At 73.3% G+C, this 20924-nt stretch carries 19 protein-coding genes and 1 pseudogene; 12 read left to right on the forward strand and 8 right to left on the reverse strand.

Annotated elements, in window-relative coordinates:
* Positions 1 to 25 precede the first annotated feature (25 nt).
* Positions 26 to 1351, forward strand: coding sequence for an MDR family MFS transporter (locus ACFYPD_RS03710; RefSeq protein ID WP_387108395.1), 1326 nt, complete (start codon positions 26 to 28; stop codon positions 1349 to 1351).
* 104 nt (positions 1352 to 1455) lie between these two features.
* The gene (locus ACFYPD_RS03715; protein ID WP_387108398.1) at positions 1456 to 2712 is read left to right on the forward strand and encodes an MFS transporter; all 1257 of its coding nucleotides are present in this window, start codon (positions 1456 to 1458) and stop codon (positions 2710 to 2712) included.
* A 379-nt stretch (positions 2713 to 3091) separates the two neighbouring features.
* On the opposite strand, the gene ACFYPD_RS03720 is transcribed toward ACFYPD_RS03715, so the two are convergent.
* From ACFYPD_RS03720 to mshA, 3 genes are all read right to left on the reverse strand, one after another.
* Positions 3092 to 3682: a hypothetical protein gene (locus ACFYPD_RS03720; RefSeq protein WP_387109171.1), complete on the reverse strand. Its 591-nt coding sequence runs from the start codon at positions 3680 to 3682 to the stop codon at positions 3092 to 3094.
* Positions 3683 to 4283: 601 nt separating this feature from the next.
* The gene (locus tag ACFYPD_RS03725) at positions 4284 to 4817 is read right to left on the reverse strand and encodes a YbjN domain-containing protein (RefSeq protein WP_387108400.1); all 534 of its coding nucleotides are present in this window, start codon (positions 4815 to 4817) and stop codon (positions 4284 to 4286) included.
* Between the two features lie 48 nt (positions 4818 to 4865).
* Positions 4866 to 6227 (reverse strand): D-inositol-3-phosphate glycosyltransferase, encoded by a 1362-nt coding sequence (gene mshA / locus ACFYPD_RS03730; protein ID WP_387108403.1) that lies wholly within the window; start codon positions 6225 to 6227, stop codon positions 4866 to 4868.
* Positions 6228 to 6398: 171 nt separating this feature from the next.
* Here mshA and ACFYPD_RS03735 point away from each other — a divergent pair, with 171 nt between their 5' ends.
* Together ACFYPD_RS03735 and ACFYPD_RS03740 are read left to right on the forward strand one after the other, a co-directional pair.
* Entirely contained in the window at positions 6399 to 7163 is a 765-nt protein-coding gene (locus ACFYPD_RS03735; protein ID WP_387108405.1) for an SDR family oxidoreductase, read from the forward strand.
* On the forward strand, positions 7163 to 7954 hold the full coding sequence (locus ACFYPD_RS03740) for a class I SAM-dependent methyltransferase (protein WP_387108407.1): 792 nt from the start codon (positions 7163 to 7165) through the stop codon (positions 7952 to 7954). The genes ACFYPD_RS03735 and ACFYPD_RS03740 overlap by 1 nt, the downstream gene beginning before the upstream one ends.
* Before the next feature lie 90 nt (positions 7955 to 8044).
* Here the strand turns inward: ACFYPD_RS03740 and ACFYPD_RS03745 are convergent, their stop codons facing one another.
* A complete protein-coding gene (locus ACFYPD_RS03745; protein ID WP_387108410.1) occupies positions 8045 to 9136 on the reverse strand; it encodes a UDP-N-acetylmuramate dehydrogenase in 1092 nt (363 codons plus the stop codon).
* A 70-nt stretch (positions 9137 to 9206) separates the two neighbouring features.
* Between ACFYPD_RS03745 and ACFYPD_RS03750 the strand changes: the two genes are divergently transcribed.
* From ACFYPD_RS03750 to ACFYPD_RS03780, 7 genes and pseudogenes are all read left to right on the forward strand, one after another.
* Positions 9207 to 9962: a maleylpyruvate isomerase family mycothiol-dependent enzyme gene (locus ACFYPD_RS03750; protein WP_387108412.1), complete on the forward strand. Its 756-nt coding sequence runs from the start codon at positions 9207 to 9209 to the stop codon at positions 9960 to 9962.
* A 197-nt stretch (positions 9963 to 10159) separates the two neighbouring features.
* Positions 10160 to 11470, forward strand: coding sequence for an ABC transporter substrate-binding protein (locus ACFYPD_RS03755; protein ID WP_387108415.1), 1311 nt, complete (start codon positions 10160 to 10162; stop codon positions 11468 to 11470).
* 70 nt (positions 11471 to 11540) lie between these two features.
* Positions 11541 to 12530, forward strand: coding sequence for a carbohydrate ABC transporter permease (locus ACFYPD_RS03760; RefSeq protein WP_387108418.1), 990 nt, complete (start codon positions 11541 to 11543; stop codon positions 12528 to 12530).
* Positions 12527 to 13360, forward strand: a complete 834-nt coding sequence (locus ACFYPD_RS03765; protein WP_387108420.1) for a carbohydrate ABC transporter permease — start codon at positions 12527 to 12529, stop codon at positions 13358 to 13360. The genes ACFYPD_RS03760 and ACFYPD_RS03765 overlap by 4 nt, the downstream gene beginning before the upstream one ends.
* Positions 13357 to 14725 (forward strand): annotated as a pseudogene (locus ACFYPD_RS03770) (GH1 family beta-glucosidase). Before ACFYPD_RS03765 ends, ACFYPD_RS03770 begins: the two are co-directional and overlap by 4 nt.
* 19 nt (positions 14726 to 14744) lie before the next feature.
* Positions 14745 to 15752 (forward strand): LacI family DNA-binding transcriptional regulator, encoded by a 1008-nt coding sequence (locus ACFYPD_RS03775; protein ID WP_387108423.1) that lies wholly within the window; start codon positions 14745 to 14747, stop codon positions 15750 to 15752.
* Positions 15753 to 15886: 134 nt separating this feature from the next.
* Positions 15887 to 16792 (forward strand): GNAT family N-acetyltransferase, encoded by a 906-nt coding sequence (locus ACFYPD_RS03780; protein ID WP_387108426.1) that lies wholly within the window; start codon positions 15887 to 15889, stop codon positions 16790 to 16792.
* Here the strand turns inward: ACFYPD_RS03780 and ACFYPD_RS03785 are convergent.
* Positions 16789 to 17304 (reverse strand): O-acetyl-ADP-ribose deacetylase, encoded by a 516-nt coding sequence (locus ACFYPD_RS03785; protein ID WP_387108429.1) that lies wholly within the window; start codon positions 17302 to 17304, stop codon positions 16789 to 16791. The two genes, ACFYPD_RS03780 and ACFYPD_RS03785, sit on opposite strands and share 4 nt — an antisense overlap.
* A 1-nt stretch (position 17305) precedes the next feature.
* A complete protein-coding gene (locus ACFYPD_RS03790; RefSeq protein WP_387108432.1) occupies positions 17306 to 18100 on the reverse strand; it encodes an EI24 domain-containing protein in 795 nt (264 codons plus the stop codon).
* Between the two features lie 101 nt (positions 18101 to 18201).
* Between ACFYPD_RS03790 and ACFYPD_RS03795 the strand changes: the two genes are divergently transcribed.
* Positions 18202 to 19194, forward strand: coding sequence for a helix-turn-helix transcriptional regulator (locus tag ACFYPD_RS03795; RefSeq protein ID WP_387108434.1), 993 nt, complete (start codon positions 18202 to 18204; stop codon positions 19192 to 19194).
* On the opposite strand, the gene ACFYPD_RS03800 is transcribed toward ACFYPD_RS03795, so the two are convergent.
* Both ACFYPD_RS03800 and ACFYPD_RS03805 read right to left on the reverse strand, forming a co-directional pair.
* A complete protein-coding gene (locus tag ACFYPD_RS03800) occupies positions 19185 to 20099 on the reverse strand; it encodes an SDR family oxidoreductase (protein WP_387108437.1) in 915 nt (304 codons plus the stop codon). The two genes, ACFYPD_RS03795 and ACFYPD_RS03800, sit on opposite strands and share 10 nt — an antisense overlap.
* A 76-nt stretch (positions 20100 to 20175) precedes the next feature.
* Positions 20176 to 20913 carry an alanyl-tRNA editing protein gene (locus ACFYPD_RS03805; RefSeq protein WP_387108439.1) on the reverse strand — a complete coding sequence of 246 codons (738 nt, stop codon included), beginning with the start codon at positions 20911 to 20913 and terminating at the stop codon, positions 20176 to 20178.
* Positions 20914 to 20924: the final 11 nt, after the last annotated feature.

Below are 20924 nucleotides of genomic sequence, written 5' to 3' on the forward strand. Positions count from 1 at the left end.
ATTACACCTCAACGGGGGCGCGGGGATGCGGTCGGTGCGGGGCTGGTTCGGGGACACCACAGGCGGGCTGCCGAGGACCTTCTGGTACCTCTGGACCGGCACGCTGATCAACCGCCTCGGCTCGTTCGTCCTGGTCTTCCTGGCCATCTACCTGACTCAGGAGCGCGACTTCTCCGCCTCGCAGGCGGGCCTGGTCATCGGGCTCTGGGGCGTCGGCGGCGCGGTCGGCACCACGATCGGCGGCACCCTGACCGACCGGTGGGGACGCCGGCCCACGCTGCTCACGGCGCACCTCGGCGCGGCCACCATGATGGTCGCGCTCGGCCTGGCCCGGCCCCTCTGGGCGGTGGCGCTGGGGGCGCTGCTGCTCGGCACCTTCGCCGAGGCGGCCCGGCCCGCGTTCGGCGCCATGATGGTCGACGTGGTGCCGGAGAAGGATCGGCTGCGCGCCTTCTCGCTGAACTACTGGGCGATCAACCTGGGCTTCGCCTGCGCCGCGGTGCTGGCCGGCGTCGCCGCCCAGTCCGGCTACCTGCTGCTCTTCCTGGTCGACGCGGCGACCACGCTGATCACCGCGCTGATCATCTTCACCCGGGTCGGTGAGACGCGGTCGGCGCAGGCCGGCCCGGTGAGCAAGGGCGCGGCGGCCCCCGCGGGCGCCCTGCGGACCATCCTCGGCGACCGGGTGTTCCTGGGCTTCGTGGCGCTCAACCTGTTCGGCGCGCTGGTCTTCCTCCAGCACATCTCGATGCTGCCGATCGCCATGGGCGACTCCGGGCTGAGCCCGGCCACCTACGGCTCGGTGATCGCGCTCAACGGGGTGCTGATCGTGGTCGGCCAGCTCTTCGTGCCCAAGCTGATCAAGGGCCGGAGCCGCTCGCACGTGCTGGCGCTCGCCGCGCTGGTCATGGGCGCCGGCTTCGGGTTGACCGCGCTCGCCGACACGGCCTGGATCTACGGCCTGACCGTGCTGATCTGGACGGTCGGCGAGATGCTCAACTCGCCGTCCAACGCCACCCTCATCGCCGAGCTGTCCCCCGCCGCGCTGCGCGGCCGGTACCAGGGCGCCTTCTCGCTCTCCTGGCAGCTCGCCGGTGCCACCGCGCCGGTCCTCGGCGGCCTGGTCCGGGAGCACGCCGGCAACACCGCGCTCTGGCTCGGCTGCGCCGCGATCGGCGTCGTCATGGCGGTAGCCCATTTGGTCTCCGGCCCGGCCCGGGAGCGGCGCGCGGCCCGGCTCCGCACCGCGGGCACCCTCGTCACGCCGGTCACCGTGGTCCGGACCCCGGTGCCGGAGGCGGCCGAGGCCGCGGCCACCGCGCCCGCCGAGCCGGTCCGCGTCACTTCCTGAGGTACGCCATCCGGCGGTCGTGACCAGCGCCACCAGGCGAACGCCGGGGCGGGCCACTACGGTCAGCAGAGCGGATCGGTAAACAAACTTTCCCAGGAGGACGGGTGCGCGGCCTGCGGCGCTGGTGGGACGACACGGCCGGCGGTCTCCCCGCCACCTTCTGGTACCTCTGGTCCGGCCTGCTGATCAACCGGGCCGGCGCGTTCGCCATGCTGTTCCTGTCGCTCTACCTGACCGCCGCGCGGGGTGCCTCGCCGTCGCTCGCCGGCCTGGTCGTCGGGGCGTACGGTGCCGGTGGCGCGGCCGGCACGCTGCTCGGCGGGGTGCTGGCCGACCGGTGGGGCCGGCGGGCCACCCTGCTCGCCGCCCACCTGGCCGCGGCCGGGCTCATGGCGGCGCTGGCGTTCAGCCGGCACCTGGCGGTGATCGCCGTGCTGGCCGCGCTGGTCGGGGTGGTGCACTCGATGCCCAGCCCGGCCTTCGTCGCCGCCATCGTGGACGTGGTGCCCGAGGCACGTCGCTCCCGCGCGTTCAACCTGCAGTTCTGGGCGTTCAACCTGGGCATGGCGGTGGCGTCGCTGCTGGCCGGGGTGCTCGCCGAGGCGAGCTTCCTGGCGCTGTTCCTGGTCGACGCCGCGGCGACCCTGGCCGCGGCCGTGGTCATCGCGTGGAAGGTCCCGGAGACCCTGACCCGCCGCCCGGCGGTCACCCTGCGGGCGGTGGCGGGCCGGCGGCCCGGGCTGCACACCGCGCTGACCGACCGCACCTTCCTGACCTTCGTCGGGCTGACCTTCCTGCTGGCCGTGCTCACCATGCAGACCTCGACGATCATGCCGCTGGCGATGCGGAGCGACGGCCTGCGCCCCTCGGCGTACGGGCTGGTGGTGGCGCTCGGCGGCGCGCTGATCGTGGCCGGGCAGCTCTTCGTGCCCCGGCTCATCGAGCCCTACCGGAAGTCGACCGTGCTGGCAGTCTCCACCGGGCTGATGGCGCTCGGCTTCGGGGCGCTGACCGTCGCCGACGGCCTGCCGCTCTACCTCGGCGCGGCGGTGGTGTGGACGGTCGGTCAGATGCTGGCCGCGCCGCCGAACGCGCAGATCAACGCGGACCTCGCCCCACCCGAGCTGCGCGCCCGCTACCAGTCGGTGTTCTACCTGACCTTCCCGGCGGCGTCCTTCGTGGCGCCGGCGCTGGGCGGGCTCAGCCTCCAGCACCTGGGTGAGCGGCACTGGCTGGTGGTGGGCGCCCTGGGCCTGGTCGCGGTGGCCGGTCACCTGCTCGCCGGGCCGCCCCGGGAACGCCGGGTCGCCGCGCTGCGGGCCGCGGCGGAGCGGGCGGAACCGGTGTCGGCGGGGCGCTGACCGTCCCGGAACGGCGTCGAGCGCCCACCACGACCCCCGTCGTGATGGGCGCTCGCACCGTACGCCCGGCGGCGGCGGGCGACCCTCACCCCCGTAAGCGTCGCCCGCTCGCGCCGCCGGTTCCACGGGTGGCACCGTCCCCCAACGGTGTGCTCCACCCGATCCCTCGCACCTCGCCTGCGCGGATCTGCTCGATCCGCCGCTCCCCCGAACGATTACAGGCGTGGCGCGGTGCAATAAAGTTAGTTCGCCCGGATTCCGGATTCAACCTGGATTGCTGTCTTACCCGTCACAGCACCCGTGTCGGAAATCCGGCTGTCCCTGCTCCGGTCTCTTCCTTGGCCAACAAGCGAATCCCCGCCGGCCATTCCCCTAAACCTCAGCCGTCCTCGCGATTCGGGTTCTCGGTCCGGAAGAAGTTGCTCTGCCGGCCGTCCCGCATCTGCTCCTGGTAGATCAGGTTCAGGCCGCGCAGGTCGAACGTCCGGAACCAGTCGTCCCAGCTCACCTCGCGGATCCGGCTGCTCTCCCGGTATCCGGGAATGTTGAACGTCAGCACGCCGGGGCGGTCGCCGCGCTCGGTGCCGGCGATCGTGGCCGGCTTGGCGTTGCGAGCCCGGGCCCAACGCTGGATGACCTCGTGGTTGGTCGTCACCAGGCTCCGCCCGGGACGCTCGGGGCGATCGTCCAGAGACATGATCTGCTGGGACGAACTGACCGACCGGGACGCCGACCGCCCGCTCCGGATCTGGGTGGTCGTTGCGGCCGTACCCCGGGACAGGGCCGGCCCGGGTGCAACGGCCGCCTTCCTCGCCGGGGTCGCCTTCGCCCGAGCGCCGGCCGCCTTCCTCGCGGGCACCGCCCTGGCACCCGCGGCCTTCTTCGCCGGGGCCGCCTTCGCGCGGGCGCCCGCCGCCTTCTTCGCCGGCGCCGCCTTCGCGCGGGCGCCCGCCGCCTTCCTCGCGGGCACCGCCCTGGCACCCGCGGCCTTCTTCGCCGGGGCCGCCTTCGCGCGGGCGCCGGCCGCCTTCTTCGCCGGGGCCGCCTTCGCGCGGGCGCCCGCCGCCTTCTTCGCCGGGGCCGCCTTCGCGCGGGCGCCCGCCGCCTTCTTCGCCGGGGCCGCCTTCGCGCGGGCGCCGGTGGCCTTCGCGGCCGGCGCGGCCTTGGCCCGCGACGGCGCGGTCCGGCGCGCCGCGGTCGTCTTCTTCGCCGCGGTCGTCTTCTTCGTCGCGGACGGCCGGCCGGCCGGGCCGGTGCTCTTCCGGGCTGCCCCGCCCTGCTCGGACCGCAGCCTCCGGACCAGGGTCTTCACCAGATCCGGCTTGCGCATGGCGGAGATCCCCGAGACCCCGCGCCGCCGCAGCTGGCCCCGGATGTCGTCGACCTTCATCCGGGAGATCTCGGATTCGTTGATGCCCGGGGTGTTCGCCGTCTGGTTGCCCGGCTTGCGTTTGGTCGCAGTCGTGCCGCGACTTGAGCTGTTGCGCTGAGCCATGGGACACGCTCCTCGACAGTCCGTCATCGGCACGCGGTGGGTCCCAAATGCCGCACCGCGCGGTGCGGCATACCCGTCAGGACGGGTCCGAACCTCCGGCGGCCGAGCCGGCCGTGGCCGAGGGCTCGAAGAGGTGGGCGAACGCGGCCAGGTTGGCCGTCGACTCGCCCCGCTTGACCCGCCACTCCCACTCCCGGCGGATGGCGGTGCCGAAGCCGATTTCCAGCATGCTGTCGAAGGACTCGTCGGCGTAGGTCAGCACGGCCCCGAGCAGGCGGTCCAGCTCGTCCTCGTCCACTCCGGCCAGGTTGACCCGCCCGGTCAGGTAGACGTCGCCGACGGCGTCGATGGAGAAGGACACCCCGTACATCCGGGCGTTGCGCTGGAGCAGCCAGGCCCACAGTTCCTCGCGGCGCTCGTCGGGCTGCCGCATCACGAACGCCTCGACCCGCAGTGCGTGCTCACCGACGATCAGGTTGCAGATCGTCTTGAGCTTGTGGGTGCCCGGCAGGGTGACCGCGTACGACGTCTCGCCGGTGGACTCCCACTCCAGCTCGCGCTCGGCGCACACGGCCTCGATCAGCGCGGCGACCTCACTCCTGCGGCTCATCGCACCCACTCTACGGCCGGACACCGGAGGCCGCCGGGCCGGCGGCGCTCACCAGGAACAGGTGAGCGCCGGGTCGCCGAGTCGACCGGCCAGCCGGACCCGGTGCTCGGTGATCGCCTCGCCGTAGACGGCGAGCAGGCCGGAAACGGTGCGGTGCCAGGAGAAGTCGCGGGCGTGCCGCTGGGCGCCCCGGCCCAGGGTGGCGCGGCGCACCCGCTCGGGCAGCAGGCGGGTCAGCGTACGGGCCCAGTCGACCGGGTCGTGGCCGTCGATGAGCACGCCGCTGACGCCGTCCCGGACTGCAGTGACCAGACCGCCGACGGCGGCGGCGAGCACCGGGGTGCCGCACGCCTGCGCCTCCAGCGCCACCAGCCCGAACGACTCGTTGTGCGAGGGCACCGCGACCAGGTCGGCCGCGCGGTAGAGGGCGGGCAAGTTGTCGCCGGTCTGCGGCGGGAGGAACCGCACCCGGTCGGCCACGCCGAGGGAGCCGGCCAGCTCGATGAGGGCGGTGGGCCGGTCCAGCCCGGTGCCGCTCGGGCCGCCGCAGATCACCACGGTCACCTCGTCGGCGAGCGCGGGCTCCCGCTCGCGCAGTGCCGCGACGGCCCGGATCAGCACGTCCGGGGCCTTGAGCGGCTGGATCCGGCCGACGAAGGCCACCACGTAGCCGCGCGTCGGCAGGCCGAGGCGGCGGCGGGCCGCCAGCATGGCCGCGTCCCGGTCGCCGGGGGCCGGGCGGAACCGGTCCAGGTCCACGCCGGGCTCCACCACGGTCACCCGGGCGGGCTCGGCGTCGTACCGGTCGATGAGGTCGCGGGCCTCGACCCGAGTGTTGGCGACCAGCCGGTCGGACTCGGCGACCACCTGCTCCTCGCCGATGACGCGCGCCTTGGGCTCGGGCCGGTCCCCGGCGGCGAGCTGAGCGTTCTTGACCTTGGCCAGGGTGTGCGCGGTGTGCACCAGCGGCACGCCCCAGCGCTCCTTGGCCAGCCAGCCCACCTGGCCGGAGAGCCAGTAGTGCGAGTGGATCAGGTCGTAGTGGCCCGGCGGACGGGCCGCCTCGGCGCGGAGCACCCCGGCGGTGAAGGCGCAGAGCTGGCCGGGCAGCTCCTCCTTGGTCAGCCCCTCCAGGGGACCGGCGGTGACGTGCCGGACGCTCACCCCGGGCGCCATCTCGACCACCGGCGGCAGGTCGCCGGAGGTGGCCCGGGTGAAGATCTCCACCTCGACGTTGGCCTCGGCCAGCCGCCGGGCGACCTCCAGGATGTAGACGTTCATGCCGCCGGCGTCGCCCGTGCCGGGCTGGTGCAGCGGCGAGGTGTGCACGGAGAGGGTGGCGATCCGGCGCGGCCGAGGCCACGGCAGTGCACCTCGCTGACGACCGACACCGGTGTGCAATTCCGCCACGTCCGCTCCCTCTGTCACGGTTGATGCCGTCGCGCACGACCGGCGCTTCTCGGACAACCTCCGCGCCGGATGTCATCTTCCCCATCGGGCTTCGGAAATGCGCCGCGGCGGGTCCCCGGCGTGACGGACCTCATCACCGCGCGGGGCGGGGCGCCGGGTGAGAATGACGGGATGACCTCAGTCGCCATCGTCACCGGGGCGTCCAGCGGGATCGGCGCGGCCACCGCCCGCCGGCTGGCCGTCGAAGGTTTCCACGTGCTCGCCGCGGCGCGGCGTACCGACCGGCTGGCCGGCCTGGTCGCCGAGATCGAGGCGGCCGGCGGCGCGGCCACCGCGGTGGAGTGCGACGTGACCTCGGACGGGTCGGTCGCCAACCTGGCCGCCGCGGCCGCCGCCGCGCCCGGCCCGGTCACCCTGCTCGTGAACAACGCCGGCGGGGCGCGCGGCCTGGACCCGGTGGAGTCCGCCGACGTCGGCGACTGGCAGTGGATGTACGACGTCAACGTGCTCGGCACGCTCCGGGTCACCAAGGCGCTGCTGCCCGCGTTGGAGGAGTCCGGCGCCGGCACGATCGTGATCGTCAGCTCCACCGCCGGGCGCGTCGTCTACGAGGGCGGCGGCGGCTACACGGCGGCCAAGCACGCGCAGACCGCGATCGCCGGCACGCTCCGGCTGGAGCTGTGCGGCCGGCCGGTCCGGGTCGTCGAGATCGACCCGGGCATGGTCAAGACGGAGGAGTTCGGCCTGGTCCGGTTCGGCGGCGACGCCGACCGGGCCACCGCCGTCTACACCGGGGTGGCCGAACCGCTGGTCGCCGAGGACGTGGCCGACTGCGTCGCCTGGTGCGCCACCCGCCCGCACCACGTCAACATCGACCAGCTCGTGGTCCGCCCGCTGGCCCAGGCCGCCCAGCACAAGGTGCACCGGACCTCCTGATGGTCCGGCCGCTCGGGGTCGTCACCCGGGGCACGACGAATCCGAACCGGCTCCGGCGGGTCGACAACTGGATCGCCGCGACCTGCGGCGACGCGCTGCGCGCCGCCGCCGACCCCCTCGTGGTCGACCTGGGCTACGGCGCCGCCCCGGTGACCGCCGTCGAGCTGCGGGCCCGGCTCGGGGCCGCCGTCCGCGCCGACGTCCGGGTGGTCGGGCTGGAGATCGATCCGGTACGCGTGGCCGCCGCCCAGCCGGCCGCCGACCCACCCGGGCTCACCTTCGCCCGGGGCGGCTTCGAGCTGGCCGGGCTGCGCCCCGCCCTGGTACGCGCGTTCAACGTGCTGCGCCAGTACGACGAGAGCGAGGTGGCCGACGCCTGGCGGACGGTCACCGGGCGCCTCGCCCCGGGCGGGCTGCTTGTCGAGGGCACCTGTGACGAGCTGGGACGGCTCGGCGGCTGGGTGCTGCTCGACGCCACCGGCCCACGCACGCTGACCCTGGCCGCGAAGCTCACCGCCCTGGAGAGCCCGGCCCAGCTCGCCGAGCGGCTGCCCAAGGCGCTCATCCACCGCAACGTCCCCGGCGAACCGATCCACGACCTGATCCAGGCCCTGGAAGGCGCCTGGCACTCCACCGCCGGCTACGCCCCCTTCGGCCCCCGCGACCGGTGGACGAGAACGGTGGCCGCCCTGAAGGAAACGGGCTGGCCCGTCCTGGACCGCCCGCGCCGCTGGCGCCTGGGCGAACTCACCGTCCCCTGGCCCACCATCGCCCCCACCCCGCCTCGTTGATCATGAAGTTATCGCTCGCGACACCGGCGTGTCGGGGCAATAACTTCATGATCAACGGAGATGGGTGGGTGGGTGGGACGGCCCTGGGGGTCAGATGGCGCAGTTGATCAGGACGGGTTCGGGGTGGAGGGTTACTCCGAGGCGGGTCTGCACGCCGTCGCGGATTTCGCGGGCCAGCGCGATCAGGGCCGCTGTGCTGGCGGTGCCCGTCCGGTTGGTCAGGGCCAGGGTGTGCTTGGTGGAGATGGCGACGCCCTCGGGGCCGGTGTGGCCCCTGCCGAAGCCGGCCTTGTCGATCAGCCAGGCGGCGCTCACCTTGACCGTGTCCCCCGGGCACGGCCAGGACGGCGGCTCGCCCAGGTCGGCGGCGCGCTCCCGGAGCCGGTCGTACGCCTCGGGCTCCAGCACCGGGTTGGTGAAGAACGAGCCCACCGACCAGGTGTCCGGGTCCCGCGCGTCGAGCACCATGCCCTTGCCGGCGCGCAGGCGGCGCACGGTGGCCCGGGCGTCCGCCAGCGGCACCCGGTCGCCCACCTCGACGCCGAGCGCGCGGGCCAGCTCGGTGTAGCGCACCGGGCCGGAGAGCGGGGAGCGGGTGAGCCGGAAGTCGACCGAGAGCACCACCCAGCGGTCGCTGTACTTGAAGATGCTGCCCCGGTAGGCGAACCCGCAGTCCGCCGCCGGAATCCGGACCACCGTGCGCCGGGTGCGGTCGTACGCCTCCACGGCGGTGATGGTCTCGGCCACCTCCTGGCCGTACGCGCCGACGTTCTGGATCGGGGTGGCGCCGGCCGAGCCGGGAATGCCGGAGAGGCATTCCAGCCCCGACCAGCCGCGCTCGACGGTGGCTGCGACCAGGTCGTCCCAGGGCTCGCCGGCCTCGACCCGTACGGTGACCGTGTCGGCGTCCTCGGCGACGAGCCGGAAGCCCCGGGAGCGGATCAGCACGACGGCGCCGGGGAAGCCCTGGTCGCCGATCACCACGTTGCTGCCGCCGGCCAGCAGCAGGACGGCCTGCTCCCGCGCCTCCGCCTCCTGGACCTTCCGGACGATCTCGTCGGCGCTGGTGGCGATCTCCAGCCGCCCGGCGGGGCCGCCGAGGCGCAGCGTGGTGTAGCGCGCCAGGGTGGCCGGGTCGGTCGGGTCGGCTCCGGTCGTCGGTTCGGCGTAGACGTCTGACACGCCTCTCACCCTAGGCTGAGGGGTAGCCGCGGCACCCACTGGTGGCCCGGTCACCCCCGGGAGGATTGCGATGAGCAGACTGCACGGCACGAAGGACTTCTGGATCGGCGCGTTGCGGACGGAGGGTCCTGCCTTCGCTGCCGCCGTCGCGGAGGCACCCCCCGAGACACCGGTGCTGTCCTGTCCCGGCTGGACGGTCTCCGACCTCGCGCACCACCTCACCCGGGTCTACGTCTGGGCCCGCACGGTGGTGACCGCCGGGACGACCAGCCGCCCGGAGCGGCACGACCCGGAGCCGCCGGCCGGCCTCAGCCCGGCCCGGTGGTACGCCCAGGAGTACGAGCGGCTCATGGCGCTCTTCGAGGGGCTGGACCCGGAGACCCCGGCGTGGAACTTCGCCCCGCAGCCGAAGAAGGCGGCCTTCTGGCCGCGCCGGGTGGCGCACGAGACCGCGGTGCACCGCTGGGACGCCCAGCTCGCCATCGGCGCGGGTGAGCCGATCGAGGCGAAGCTCGCGGCCGACGGGGTGAGCGAGGTGCTGGACACCTGGCTGCCGGCGGGCCGGCGGATCCAGCCCGGCCAGTGGCACGGCGTGGTGCAGCTGACCGCCACCGACGCCGCCCAGGAGTGGTACCTGCGGCTGCGCGGCGAGGGGATGGCCCTGCTGGACACCGCGACGATCCTCGACCACGACGAGCACCGCGCCCGCGCGCAGGTCACCGGCACCGCCAGCGACCTGCTGCTGGCGGTGATGGGCCGGATCAGCTTCGACGCCCTCGGGGTGGCCGGCGACCGCCGCCTGCTCGACGGTTTGCGGGTCGGCTGACCCCACCGGGGGGTCGTGCGGACATCGGGCGGAGAGCGGCGTTTCTAACCGGAGCGCCACTCTCCGCCTTTTTGCGGACGCTCTGAGAGCGCTCTCTTGACAGGCTCCGAGGCAGCCACCACTCTTTCGTGAGAGCGCTCTCTTAGTACCGGAACCGCCCACCACCACCCGATACACCTAGAGGGGTCAGATAAGAGATGGTCACCTTCACGCGCCGCCGCCTGGCCGCGGTGGCCCTGGTCGCCACCACCGCGCTGCTGGGCGCCACCGCCTGCGGGGGCGGTGACGACGAGGCCGCCGCCGGCGGCCCGGTCACGCTCACCGTCGACGTCTTCGGCCAGTTCGGCTACGAGCAGCTCTACAAGGAGTACATGGCCAGCCACCCCGACGTGAAGATCGTCGAGCGGGGCACCGGCAGCAACCTGGACGAGTACTCGCCGAAGCTCACCCAGTGGCTCGCCGCGGGCAAGGGCGCGGGCGACATCGTCGCCATCGAGGAGGGCCTGCTGGTCGAGTACAAGGCCAACCCGCAGAACTTCGTCAACCTGCTCGACCACGGCGCCGCCGAGCTGAAGGGCAACTTCCTGGACTGGAAGTGGAACCAGGGGCTCACCGCCGACGGCAAGCAACTCATCGGCCTCGGCACCGACGTCGGCGGCATGGCCATGTGCTACCGCAAGGACCTGTTCGCCAAGGCCGGGCTGCCCACCGACCGCGAGGCCGTCTCGAAGCTCTGGCCCACCTGGCCGGACTACATCAAGGTCGGCGAGCAGTTCAAGGCCAGGAACACCGGCGCCTCGTTCCTCGACGCGGCGACCAACACGTTCAACACCATCCTGCTCCAGACCGCCGGCAACACCACCGGCTACAGCTACTACGACACCGGCGACAACCTGGTCGTCGACAGCAACCCGGCGGTCCGGCAGGCGTACGACACCACCATGGACATCATCGACTCCGGGCTGTCCGGCCGGTACGGGTCCTGGTCGGAGGAGTGGGTCTCCGCGTTCAAGCAGTCGACGTTCGCCACCATTGCCTGCCCGGCCTGGATGACCGGCGTCATCGAGGGCAACGCCGGTCCGGGCGCCAAGGGCAAGTGGGACATCGCCCAGGTCCCCGGCAACGGCGGCAACTGGGGCGGCTCCTTCCTCGCGGTCCCGAAGCAGGGCAGGCACCAGGCCGAGGCGATCGAGCTGGCGAAGTTCCTGACCAGCGCCAAGGGCCAGATCGGCGCGTTCAAGGCCAAGGGCCCGCTGCCCTCCTCCCCGCAGGCGCTGGCCGACCCGGCCATCGTCGACTCGACGAACGCGTACTTCTCGGCGGCCCCGGTCGGCAGGATCTTCGCCGAGGGCGCCAAGAACCTGAAGCCGGTCTACATGGGCCCGAAGAACCAGGCCGTCCGCACCGAGGTGGAGAACGCCGTCCGCACGGTGGAGCTGGGCAAGCGCAGCCCGGAGCAGGGCTGGACCGACGCGGTCGGGAACGCCAAGAAGGCCGCTGCCAAGTAACCCGAGCCAGGCGTGCGGGCGGTCCCCGGTTGACGGGTGCCGCCCGCACGGCGGAAAGGAGTCCCGGGCCATGGCAGTCCAGCTCAAAGCCCGCCCGCCGGTCGTACCGGCACCCGGCACCACCCGCCCCTCCCGGGGCGCCCGGCTCAGCCGGTTCGACACGAGGTACTCGCCCTACCTGTACATCGCCCCGTTCTTCCTGCTCTTCGGGGTCTTCGGGATCTACCCGCTGGCCTACACCTTCTGGGTCTCGCTGCACGACTGGGACCTGCTCGGCGCCGAGCATCCGTTCGTCGGGCTCGACAACTACAGCCAGTTGCTGGGCGACCCGGACTTCTGGCACTCGGTGGTCAACACCCTCGGCATTTTCGTCATCTCCACGGTCCCCCAGCTGCTGCTCGCGCTCTGGCTGGCCAACCTGCTCAACCGGCAGCTCCGGGCCCGGACCACCTGGCGGATGGCGGTGCTGATCCCGAACGTCACCTCGACCGCCGCGGTGGCGATCGTCTTCGCGGTGCTCTTCGGACGCGATTTCGGCATGATCAACTGGCTGCTCGACCACATCGGCGTCGACGCGATCGACTGGAAGGCCAACCGGCTCGCCTCCTGGGTGGCCATCTCCGCCATGGTCGACTGGCGGTGGACCGGCTACAACGCGCTGATCTTCCTGGCGGCCATGCAGGCCATCCCGCGCGACCTCTACGAGTCCGCGGCGAGCGACGGGGCCGGCCGGGCACGGCAGTTCTGGTCGATCACCGTGCCGCTGCTCAAGCCGACGATCATCTTCGCGGTCATCATCTCCACCATCGGCGGCCTCCAACTCTTCACCGAGCCCCGGCTGTTCAACTCGGGCACCAACGCGATCCGCGGCGGCCCGCTGCGCGAGTCACAGACGGTGACCATGTACATGTTCGAGAACGCCTTCGCGCCGCACTACAACTTCGGCTACGGCTCGGCGATCGCCTGGCTGCTCTTCGCGCTCATCGCGGTGGTCGCCGCCGTCAACGTCCTGCTCCTCCGCCGGCTGGGCGGCGGCGCGCACAAGGAGGACTCCCGATGACCCGCCTCTGGTCGGCCGGCCGGCTCACCTACCTGGCGCTGGCCGTCACGGCCCTGATGTCGATCTTCCCGATCTACTGGATGTTCGTGGTGGCCAGCCGGACCAGCGACGCGATGGGCCAGGTCCCGCCCCCGCTCAGTCCGGGCGGCAACCTCGGCGCCAACATCGCCCGGCTGTTCGCCAACACCGACGCGTACTTCCTCACCGGCCTGATCAACTCGGCGATCGTGGCCGGCACGGTCACCGTCTCCGTGGTCTTCTTCTCCACCCTGGCCGGGTTCGCCTTCGCCAAGCTGCGCTTCCGCGGGCGCAACGCGCTGCTGCTGGTCATCGTGGCCACCATGATGGTGCCCACCCAGCTCGGCGTGATCCCGCTGTACCTGCTGATGACGAAGCTGAACTGGAACGACCGGCTGCCGGCGGTCATCGTGCCGGCGCTGGTCACCGGGTTCGGCGTGTTCATGATGCGCCAGTACGCCGGCCAGGCGGTCAGCACCGAACTGATCGAGGCGGCCCGGATGGACGGCTGCAACACCGCGCGGATCTACTGGAACGTGGTGCTGCCCGCGCTGCGCCCGGCCGCCGCCGTGCTGGGCCTGCTCACCTTCATGACCACCTGGAACGACTTCCTGTGGCCGTACGCGGTGCTCAACGATCCGGAGAACCCGACCGTGCAGCTGTCGCTGCGGGCCCTGTCCGACGGCTACTACCAGGACATGTCGCAGGTGTTCACCGGGACGGCCATCGCCACCCTGCCCCTGCTGCTGGTGTTCGTCGCGTTCGGCCGCCAGATCATCGGCGGCATCATGGAAGGCGCGGTGAAGGCGTGACGGAACTGCGGTTCCCCGAGGGCTTCATCTGGGGGGCGGCCACCGCCGCGTACCAGATCGAGGGGGCGGTCCGGGAGGACGGGCGCGGCGAGTCCATCTGGGACACCTTCAGCCGTACGCCGGGCCGGGTGTTCCAGGGGCACACCGGCGACGTGGCCTGCGACCACTACCACCGGTACGCCGACGACGTGGCGCTGATGGCCGAGCTGGGGCTGCGCGCGTACCGCTTCTCGGTCGCCTGGCCCCGGGTCCGGCCCGACGGCACCGGCCCGGTCAACCCGCGCGGCCTGGACTTCTACGACCGGCTGGTGGACACCCTGCTGGACCGGGGCATCGACCCGTTCGTCACGCTCTACCACTGGGACCTGCCACAGGCGCTGGAGGACCGGGGCGGCTGGACCGTCCGGGAGACCGCCGAGCACTTCGCCGACCACGCCCTCGCCGTGCACCAGCGCCTCGGCGACCGGGTCCGCACCTGGACCACGCTGAACGAGCCCTGGTGCTCGGCCTACCTCGGCTACGGCAACGGGGTGCACGCGCCCGGCGGGCGGGACGCGGGGGCGGCCTTCCGGGCCGTGCACCATCTGCTGCTCGGGCACGGCCTGGCGGCCCGGGCGCTGCGCACGGCCGGCGCGGAGGTCGTCGGGATCACCCTCAACCTGGCTGACGTGCGGCCGGCGGACGCCGGCAGCGCGGCGGACGCCGCGGCGGTGCGGCTGGTCGACGGTCTGCAGAACCGGATCTTCCTGGACCCGCTGACCGGCGCCGGCTACCCCGACGACGTGCTGGCCCACCTGAGCCGGATCGTCGAGCCGGACTTCCTCCGGGACGGCGACGAGAAGGTGATCGCCGCGCCGCTCGACCTGCTGGGAATCAACTACTACTCGCCCACCTACGTGGCCGGCCGGGGCGGGCGGCGCCGGGAGCAGCGCGTACCCGGGCACCGCGGGCACCGTCGAGTTCCTGCCGCCGGTCGGACCGCTCACCGACACGGGGTGGATGATCGAGCCGGCCGGCCTCACCCGGCTGCTGGAGCGGGTGGCCACCGACCACCCGGGGCTGCCGTTGATCATCACGGAGAACGGCGGGGCCTTCCCCGACCGGGACACCGAGGGGACCGGCCGGGTGCCGGACACCGACCGGATCGCCTACCTCGACGGGCACCTGCGCGCGGCGCACGAGGCCGTCGCCCGCGGGGTCGACCTGCGCGGTTATCTCGTATGGTCGTTGCTGGACAACTTCGAATGGGCCGAGGGCTACCGGAAGCAGTTCGGGATCGTCCACGTCGACTACCTGACCCAGCGGCGCACACCGAAGGAGAGTGCCCGTTGGTACCAGGAGGTGATCTCCCGGAACGGGCTGTGACGAGGTGGTGGTGACGGGGATGACGACGGCACAGCGACCAACCCTGGAGGCGGTGGCCAAACGGGCAGGGGTGTCCCGGGCGACCGTCTCCCGGGTGGTCAACGGCTCCACCACGGTGGCCGAGCCGATCCAGCAGGCGGTCCGCCGGGCGGTGGAGGAACTGGGGTACGTCCCGAACCTCGCCGCCCGCAGCCTGGTCACCCAGCGCACCGACTCGGTCGCGCTGGTCCTGCCCGAGGCGGCCACCCGGGTCTTCTCCGACGACCAGGTCTTCTCGGGGATCATCCGCGGCGCGGCCCAGGAGCTGGAGGCGGCCGACAAGCAGCTCGTGCTGATGCTGGCCGGCTCGCCGGCCGGGCACGAGCGGGTCGAGCGCTACACCACCGGGCGGCACGTCGACGGGGTGCTGTTCGCCTCCCTGCACGGCGAGGACCCGCTCCCCGGGCGGCTGGCCGAGCTCGGCATCCCGGTGGTGTGCAGCGGGCGCCCGCTGGACGGCGCCGAGGTGCCGTACGTCGACGTCGACCACGTCGGCGGGGTCGCCGAGGCGGTCCGCCACCTGATCGCGAACGGTCGGCGGCGGATCGCCACCATTGCCGGGCCGCAGGACATGGTCGCCGGCATCGAGCGGCTGATCGGCTACCGGGAGACGGTCGCCGCGGCCGGCCTGCCGGAACTGATCGCGTACGGCGACTTCACCCGGGAGTCCGGCACGGCGGCCATGCGGCAACTGCTCGCCGCCGACCCCGACCTGGACGCGGTGTTCGCGGCGTCCGACCTGATGGCGCACGCCGCGCTGCGCACCCTGCGGGAGGCCGGCCGGCGGGTGCCGGACGACGTCGCGATGATCGGGTTCGACGACATCGAGACGGCGGCGTACACCGAGCCGCCGCTGACCACCGTGAAGCAGCCGATAGTGGAGCTGGGGCGGGCGATGACCCGGCAGCTGCTCCGGATCGGCGGGGGCGAGCAGGTCGAGCTGGCGCTGCTGCTCCCCACCGAACTGGTCGTCCGCGAGTCGGCCTGAGCGGAAGGGCCCCGCCTAACCCGTCGCGGCGGCGGAGGGGGACTGAGGTGTCGACGCGTACCGCGGACCCGGAGGACGCTCCGGACGCGGTAAACCCGTCGCCGGCGGCGGGCGCCGACTCTAGGGTCTGCCGGGTGACCAGCGAACTGATCCGACCTGCCCGCCCCGAGGACGCGCCCGGTGTGGTGGCGCTGCGCGCCGTCGTCCACCCGTACCTGGTGCGCGGGGTCGAGTCGACCCGACAGATGATCGCCCAGCCGCCGCCCGAGGAGGACTGGGCGGCCTGGGTGGCGGAGGCGGACGGGCAGGTGGTCGGCTGGGTGTCGGCGTACCGGAACAGCCAGACCTCGGCGGCGGCCGTCGGGGAGATCTCGACCCTGCACGTCCACCCGGCGCACCGGCTCCGGGGAGTCGGCACGGCCCTCCTGGACGCCGCGCTCGGCCACCTGCGCCTGCTCGGCGCGAAGCGGCTGCTCACCTGGTCTCAGCCCGCATCGCTCCCGTTCGCCCGTGGGCACGGTTTCACGCCCAGTCGCGAGCTGCGCTACTCCGCGCTGGACCTCCGGCCCGCCCCGGCGATGCCCGAGCCGCCGCTCGGCGTACGGCTGCGGTCGGCCGCCGAGGTGGACCCGCGCCAGATCCACCGGGTGGACGCCGAATCGTCGCTGGACGAGCCGGGCGACGTCCCGACGGACGCGATGGGCTACGACATCTGGCAGTACGAGGTCTGGGACAACCCGGGGCTGGACCGGGACGCCAGCACGCTGGTCGAGGTGGACGGCACGCTGGTCGCCGTCAGCCTGGTCAAGCGGGACGGTGACCGGATGTGGTCGGCGTTCACGGGCACGGTGCCCGGGCACCGGGGTCGCGGCCTGGCCGGGCTGGCCAAGCGCGCGGCGCTGCACCGGGCCGCGACCTCCGGGGTGCGGGTCGCCTACACCTCGAACGACGCGGCGAACGCGCCGATGCTGGCGGTCAACGCCCGGCTCGGCTACCGGCCGGTGGCCAGCCAGTGGTCCTGCCTGCGCGACCTCGCCTAGCGCCCGCCGGCGACCCGGACGGCGGTCGCGTAGGTGTCCGCGCCGAAGAGCACCAGCCGGGCCTCGGTGACGTACGTCGGGGTGGCCGCGTGCAGCACGGCCAGCGCCTGGGCCACCGCGTCCTCGACCGGCCAGCCGTAGATGCCGGCGGAGATCAGCGGGAACGCGACGCGCGACGCACCCAGGTCGTCGGCGATCCGCAGGCTGCTGGCGTAGCAGTCGCGCAGCAGCACCGACCGGTCCTCGCGCGGGGAGAAGACCGGCCCGACGGTGTGCACCACCCAGCGGGCCGGCAGGTGCCCGCCGGTGGTGGCGACCGCCTGACCGGTGGGCAGACCGTCCGGGTAGCGGGTCGCGCGCAGTGCCCGGCACTCCTGCAGGATGGCCGGCCCGCCCGCGCGGTGGATCGCGCCGTCCACGCCCCCGCCACCCAGCAGCGAGGAGTTGGCCGCGTTGACGATCGCGTCGACCTGCTGCGCGGTGATGTCACCCTGGATCAGGACCGTCTCCATGTCACCCCTCCTCGACGACGGACTGCCCGAGTGCCCGGCGGGCCAGCAGGGTGGCCCCGGCCACGGCGGCCGGCATGACCAGCACCGCGCCGAGCGGGATCAGGAAGCAGAGGAAGACCGCCACCCCGAAGCCCAGGGTGGTCGGCCGGTCCGCCTTGAGCAACGACCGCCGCTCCGGCAGTCGCATTCCGCGCCGGTAGAACGGCGCGCCGACCAGCTCCAGTGCGAGGAACCAGCCGCCCACCAGGGCGCCGACCACCGGGACCACCGTCTGCCCGACCACCGGGATGAAGCCGGCCACGAAGAGGGGTACGCCGATCAGCGCGGAGATGGCCACCAGGCGCAACGAGTCGAGGATGCTGCGACGCAGCGAGGCCCAGAACGGCACCTCGACCGCGCCGGGCGTCCCGCCGAGGCGGTCCTCCACCCGCTCGGAGATCTTCTCGTAGAACGGGTCGCCGACGGCCAGGGTGACCGCCGTGAAGGTGAGCACCCCGAGCAGGCCGGCCAGCCCGACGACGGCCAGCCCGGCGGCCACCCGGATCAGGCTGCGCCAGGTGTCCGACCAGTCGTCCGCGAACGGGGTGACCAGCGCGGCCAGGTCGTCCACGAAGTAGAGCAGGGTGGCGAACAGGGCCACGAAGAGCACGCCGGAGATCAGGGCGGGCACGATCCCGAGCAGCATCAGGCCGGGGCTGCGGACGTAGAGGCCGAGACCGCGCAGCAGCAGGCCGGCGCCGGCGAGGAAGCGGGTGACGGCGCCGGTCACGGGCGCGGCGAGGCGGGGTGCGTCCACGACGGCACAGCGTACTGGCCGCGCGCATCCCGCCGGGCTGTCAGGAGGGGCCCGTTACTACCGGAGGCGTCAACAGGGGCCCTTGCAATCACAATGGGTGGGTGCGCGCGTCCCGGCTGATCTCGTTGGTGCTGCTGCTTCAGGCGCGGGAGACGATGACCGCGGCCGAGCTGGCCCGCGAGTTGGAGGTCTCCGAGCGCACCGTCTACCGGGACGTGTTGGCGCTCTCCGCCGCCGGGGTGCCGGTGTACGCCGACCGTGGCCGGGCCGGCGGCTACCGCCTGCTCGGCGGCTACCGGACCCGGCTGACCGGGCTGACGCGGGGCGAGGCGGAGGCGCTCTTCCTGGCCGGGCTGCCCGGCCCGGCCGGCGACATGGGGCTGGCCGACGCGGTGGCCGGCGCCGAGCTGAAGGTGCTCGCCGCGCTGCCGCCGAGCCTGCGGGACGCGCCCGCCCGCACGGGCCAGCGGTTCCACCTGGACGTGCCGGGCTGGTTCCGGGAGTCCGACCCGCCGCGGTGGCTGGCCGAGCTGGCCCGGGCGGTCTGGCGGGACCGGCTGGTCGAGCTGCGCTACCGGCGCGGCGACCGGGAGGTGACCCGCGCGGTCGCGCCGTACGGGCTGGTGCTCAAGAACGGCGTCTGGTACCTGGTCGGGCGGGTCGGCGACGGGTGGCGGACGTACCGGGTGGACCGGGTGGTCGGCGTCGAGGTCGGCGAGGAGGGCTTCGCGCGGGACGAGGGCTTCGACCTCGGGGCGTACTGGCGGGAGCAGGCCGAGGCGTTCCTGCGGGACATCCTCCGGGCCGAGGTCACCGTGCGGCTCAGCCCGGCCGGGCTGCGCGCGTTGCGACACCTGGTCGACGCCCCGTTCGTCCACGCCGAGGCGGTCGCCGCCGCCGGCCGGCCCGACGGGCAGGACCGGGTGGTGCTCCGGCTGCCCGTCGAGTCGGTCGAGGTGGCGTACGCCCAACTGCTGGCGCTCGGCCCCGAGGTGGAGGTGCTCGACCCGCCCGAGCTGCGGGCCCGCTGCGCCGCGGCGGCCCGCCGTGCGGCCGCGCTCTACGCCGAGAAGCCGGAGGCCGGTCAGCGGTAGCCGGTGTCGTCCGCCGGCTTGCCGGGCCGGACCACCTCCTCGTAGTAGCGCGCCCAGTGCGGGCGGGTGCCGTCGAGGTCGGTGAAGCCGTACACCTGGGCCAGCCCGCCGCTGTCCACGGACTTCCCGTTCCAGCGGGCCCGGTCCGGGTCGGCGGCCAGGGCGGCCACCGCGCGCCCGACGAAGGCCGGCGTCTCCGACATGACGAAGTGCGGGTCGGTGGCCGCGCCGTCACGCCAGGTGGCCTCGGTGACGCCGAAGTGCTCCAGCATCGCCTCGGAGCGCAGCCAGCCGGGGGTGAGCGCGACCGCCGTTGCGCCGTGCGGCTCCAGTTCGTGCGCCTGGCTGAAGGCGAGCCGGTTCACCGAGACCTTGGCCAGGTCGTAGAAGACCGAGAGCCGGTACTCGGTGTCGTTGTACTCCTTGGTCCCGTCGCCGATCTCCACGACCAGGCCGCCCGGGTTGCGGATCAGCAGCGGCAGGGCGAAGTGGCTGGTGATGATGTGCGTGTCCACGGCCAGCCGGAGGGTGCGGAAGCCGGCGTCGAGGGGCTGTTCCCAGACCGGCTTCTCCCACGTGATCAGCGGGTCGGCGCCCCAGATGTCGTTGACCAGCACGTCGAGCCGGCCCTGCTCGGCGTCGATGCGCGCGACGAGGCGACGGACCTGCTCGGGGTCGAGGTGGTCGACGGCCACGGCGATGCCGGTGCCGCCGGCCGCGGTCACCAGCTCGGCGGTCTCCTCGATGGTCTCCGGCCGGCCCATCTCGGAGGGGCGCTCGCGGGTGGAGCGGCCGGTGGCGTAGACGGTGGCCCCGGCCGCGCCGAGCTGGACGGCGATCTGCCGCCCGGCGCCCCGGGTCGCGCCGGCAACGAGCGCGATCTTCCCTGTCAGCGGTGTCGTCATGGGACCACCGTGGCACCGATACCTGACAGCCGAGGTCCGGATTCGGCGGCGTCACGCGAACCGCTCCCGAGCGGCCTCAGTCGGCCAGGCGCACCCGCACCCGGCGGTTGGCGCGGCCCTTGCTCTCCACCTTGACCACCTGGACCTTGCCGATCTGTGCGGTAGAGGCGACGTGGGTGCCGCCGTCGGCCTGCACGTCCAGCCCGACGATGTCGACGATCCGCACCTCCTGCTCCTCCGGCGGGATCAGGTTGGACTGGGTACGGATGATGTCCGGCAGGGCCAGCGCCTCCGTCCGGGGCAGCACCCGGACGGCGACCGACCGGTCCGCGGCCACCTCGGCGTTGACCAGGTCCTCGATCCGGGCCTTGAAGTCCGGCGGCACCTCGGGGAGGTTGAAGTCCATCCGGGCCTCGCCCGGTTCCATGTTCCCGCCGGTGACGAGCGCGCCGAAGTCGCGGAACACCACCCCGCAGAGCACGTGCAGGCCGGAGTGGGTACGCATCAGCATGGTCCGCCGGGTGTCCTCGATCGCGCCGGTGACGGCGGTGCCGACCGGCGGCACCGGGTCACCCTCGGCCGGGAGGAGCCAGAGGTCGTCGCCCTTGCGGGTGCCCACGATCCGGGTCTGCACCCCCTGCCAGAGCAGCACCCCGTGGTCCGGCGGCTGTCCACCGCCGCCCGGATAGAAGGCCGACCGGTCCAGCACGATGCCCTGCTCGGGATCGGCCGCCAGCACCGTGCACTGCCACTCCCGCAGGGTGGGGTCGGCGAGGTCGAGACGGTGCGTGCGGCCGTGGTGTGTGACGCCCATGACCGCCGACG

It is taken from the genome of Micromonospora sp. NPDC005299 (genome assembly GCF_042872345.1).
GTDB lineage: Bacteria > Actinomycetota > Actinomycetes > Mycobacteriales > Micromonosporaceae > Micromonospora.

What these genes read in the sequence shown, in the direction of transcription:
- ACFYPD_RS03755 (WP_387108415.1), top strand. Translation starts at nt 10,160, where the DNA reads ATGGTCACCTTCACGCGCCGCCGCCTGGCCGCGGTGGCCCTGGTCGCC.
- ACFYPD_RS03800 (WP_387108437.1), bottom strand. Translation starts at nt 20,099, where the DNA reads ATGACGACACCGCTGACAGGGAAGATCGCGCTCGTTGCCGGCGCGACC.
- ACFYPD_RS03740 (WP_387108407.1), top strand. Translation starts at nt 7,163, where the DNA reads ATGGTCCGGCCGCTCGGGGTCGTCACCCGGGGCACGACGAATCCGAAC.
- ACFYPD_RS03710 (WP_387108395.1), top strand. Translation starts at nt 26, where the DNA reads ATGCGGTCGGTGCGGGGCTGGTTCGGGGACACCACAGGCGGGCTGCCG.
- ACFYPD_RS03785 (WP_387108429.1), bottom strand. Translation starts at nt 17,304, where the DNA reads ATGGAGACGGTCCTGATCCAGGGTGACATCACCGCGCAGCAGGTCGAC.
- ACFYPD_RS03735 (WP_387108405.1), top strand. Translation starts at nt 6,399, where the DNA reads ATGACCTCAGTCGCCATCGTCACCGGGGCGTCCAGCGGGATCGGCGCG.
- ACFYPD_RS03725 (WP_387108400.1), bottom strand. Translation starts at nt 4,817, where the DNA reads ATGAGCCGCAGGAGTGAGGTCGCCGCGCTGATCGAGGCCGTGTGCGCC.
- ACFYPD_RS03775 (WP_387108423.1), top strand. Translation starts at nt 14,745, where the DNA reads ATGACGACGGCACAGCGACCAACCCTGGAGGCGGTGGCCAAACGGGCA.
- ACFYPD_RS03765 (WP_387108420.1), top strand. Translation starts at nt 12,527, where the DNA reads ATGACCCGCCTCTGGTCGGCCGGCCGGCTCACCTACCTGGCGCTGGCC.
- ACFYPD_RS03760 (WP_387108418.1), top strand. Translation starts at nt 11,541, where the DNA reads ATGGCAGTCCAGCTCAAAGCCCGCCCGCCGGTCGTACCGGCACCCGGC.
- ACFYPD_RS03805 (WP_387108439.1), bottom strand. Translation starts at nt 20,913, where the DNA reads ATGGGCGTCACACACCACGGCCGCACGCACCGTCTCGACCTCGCCGAC.
- ACFYPD_RS03750 (WP_387108412.1), top strand. Translation starts at nt 9,207, where the DNA reads ATGAGCAGACTGCACGGCACGAAGGACTTCTGGATCGGCGCGTTGCGG.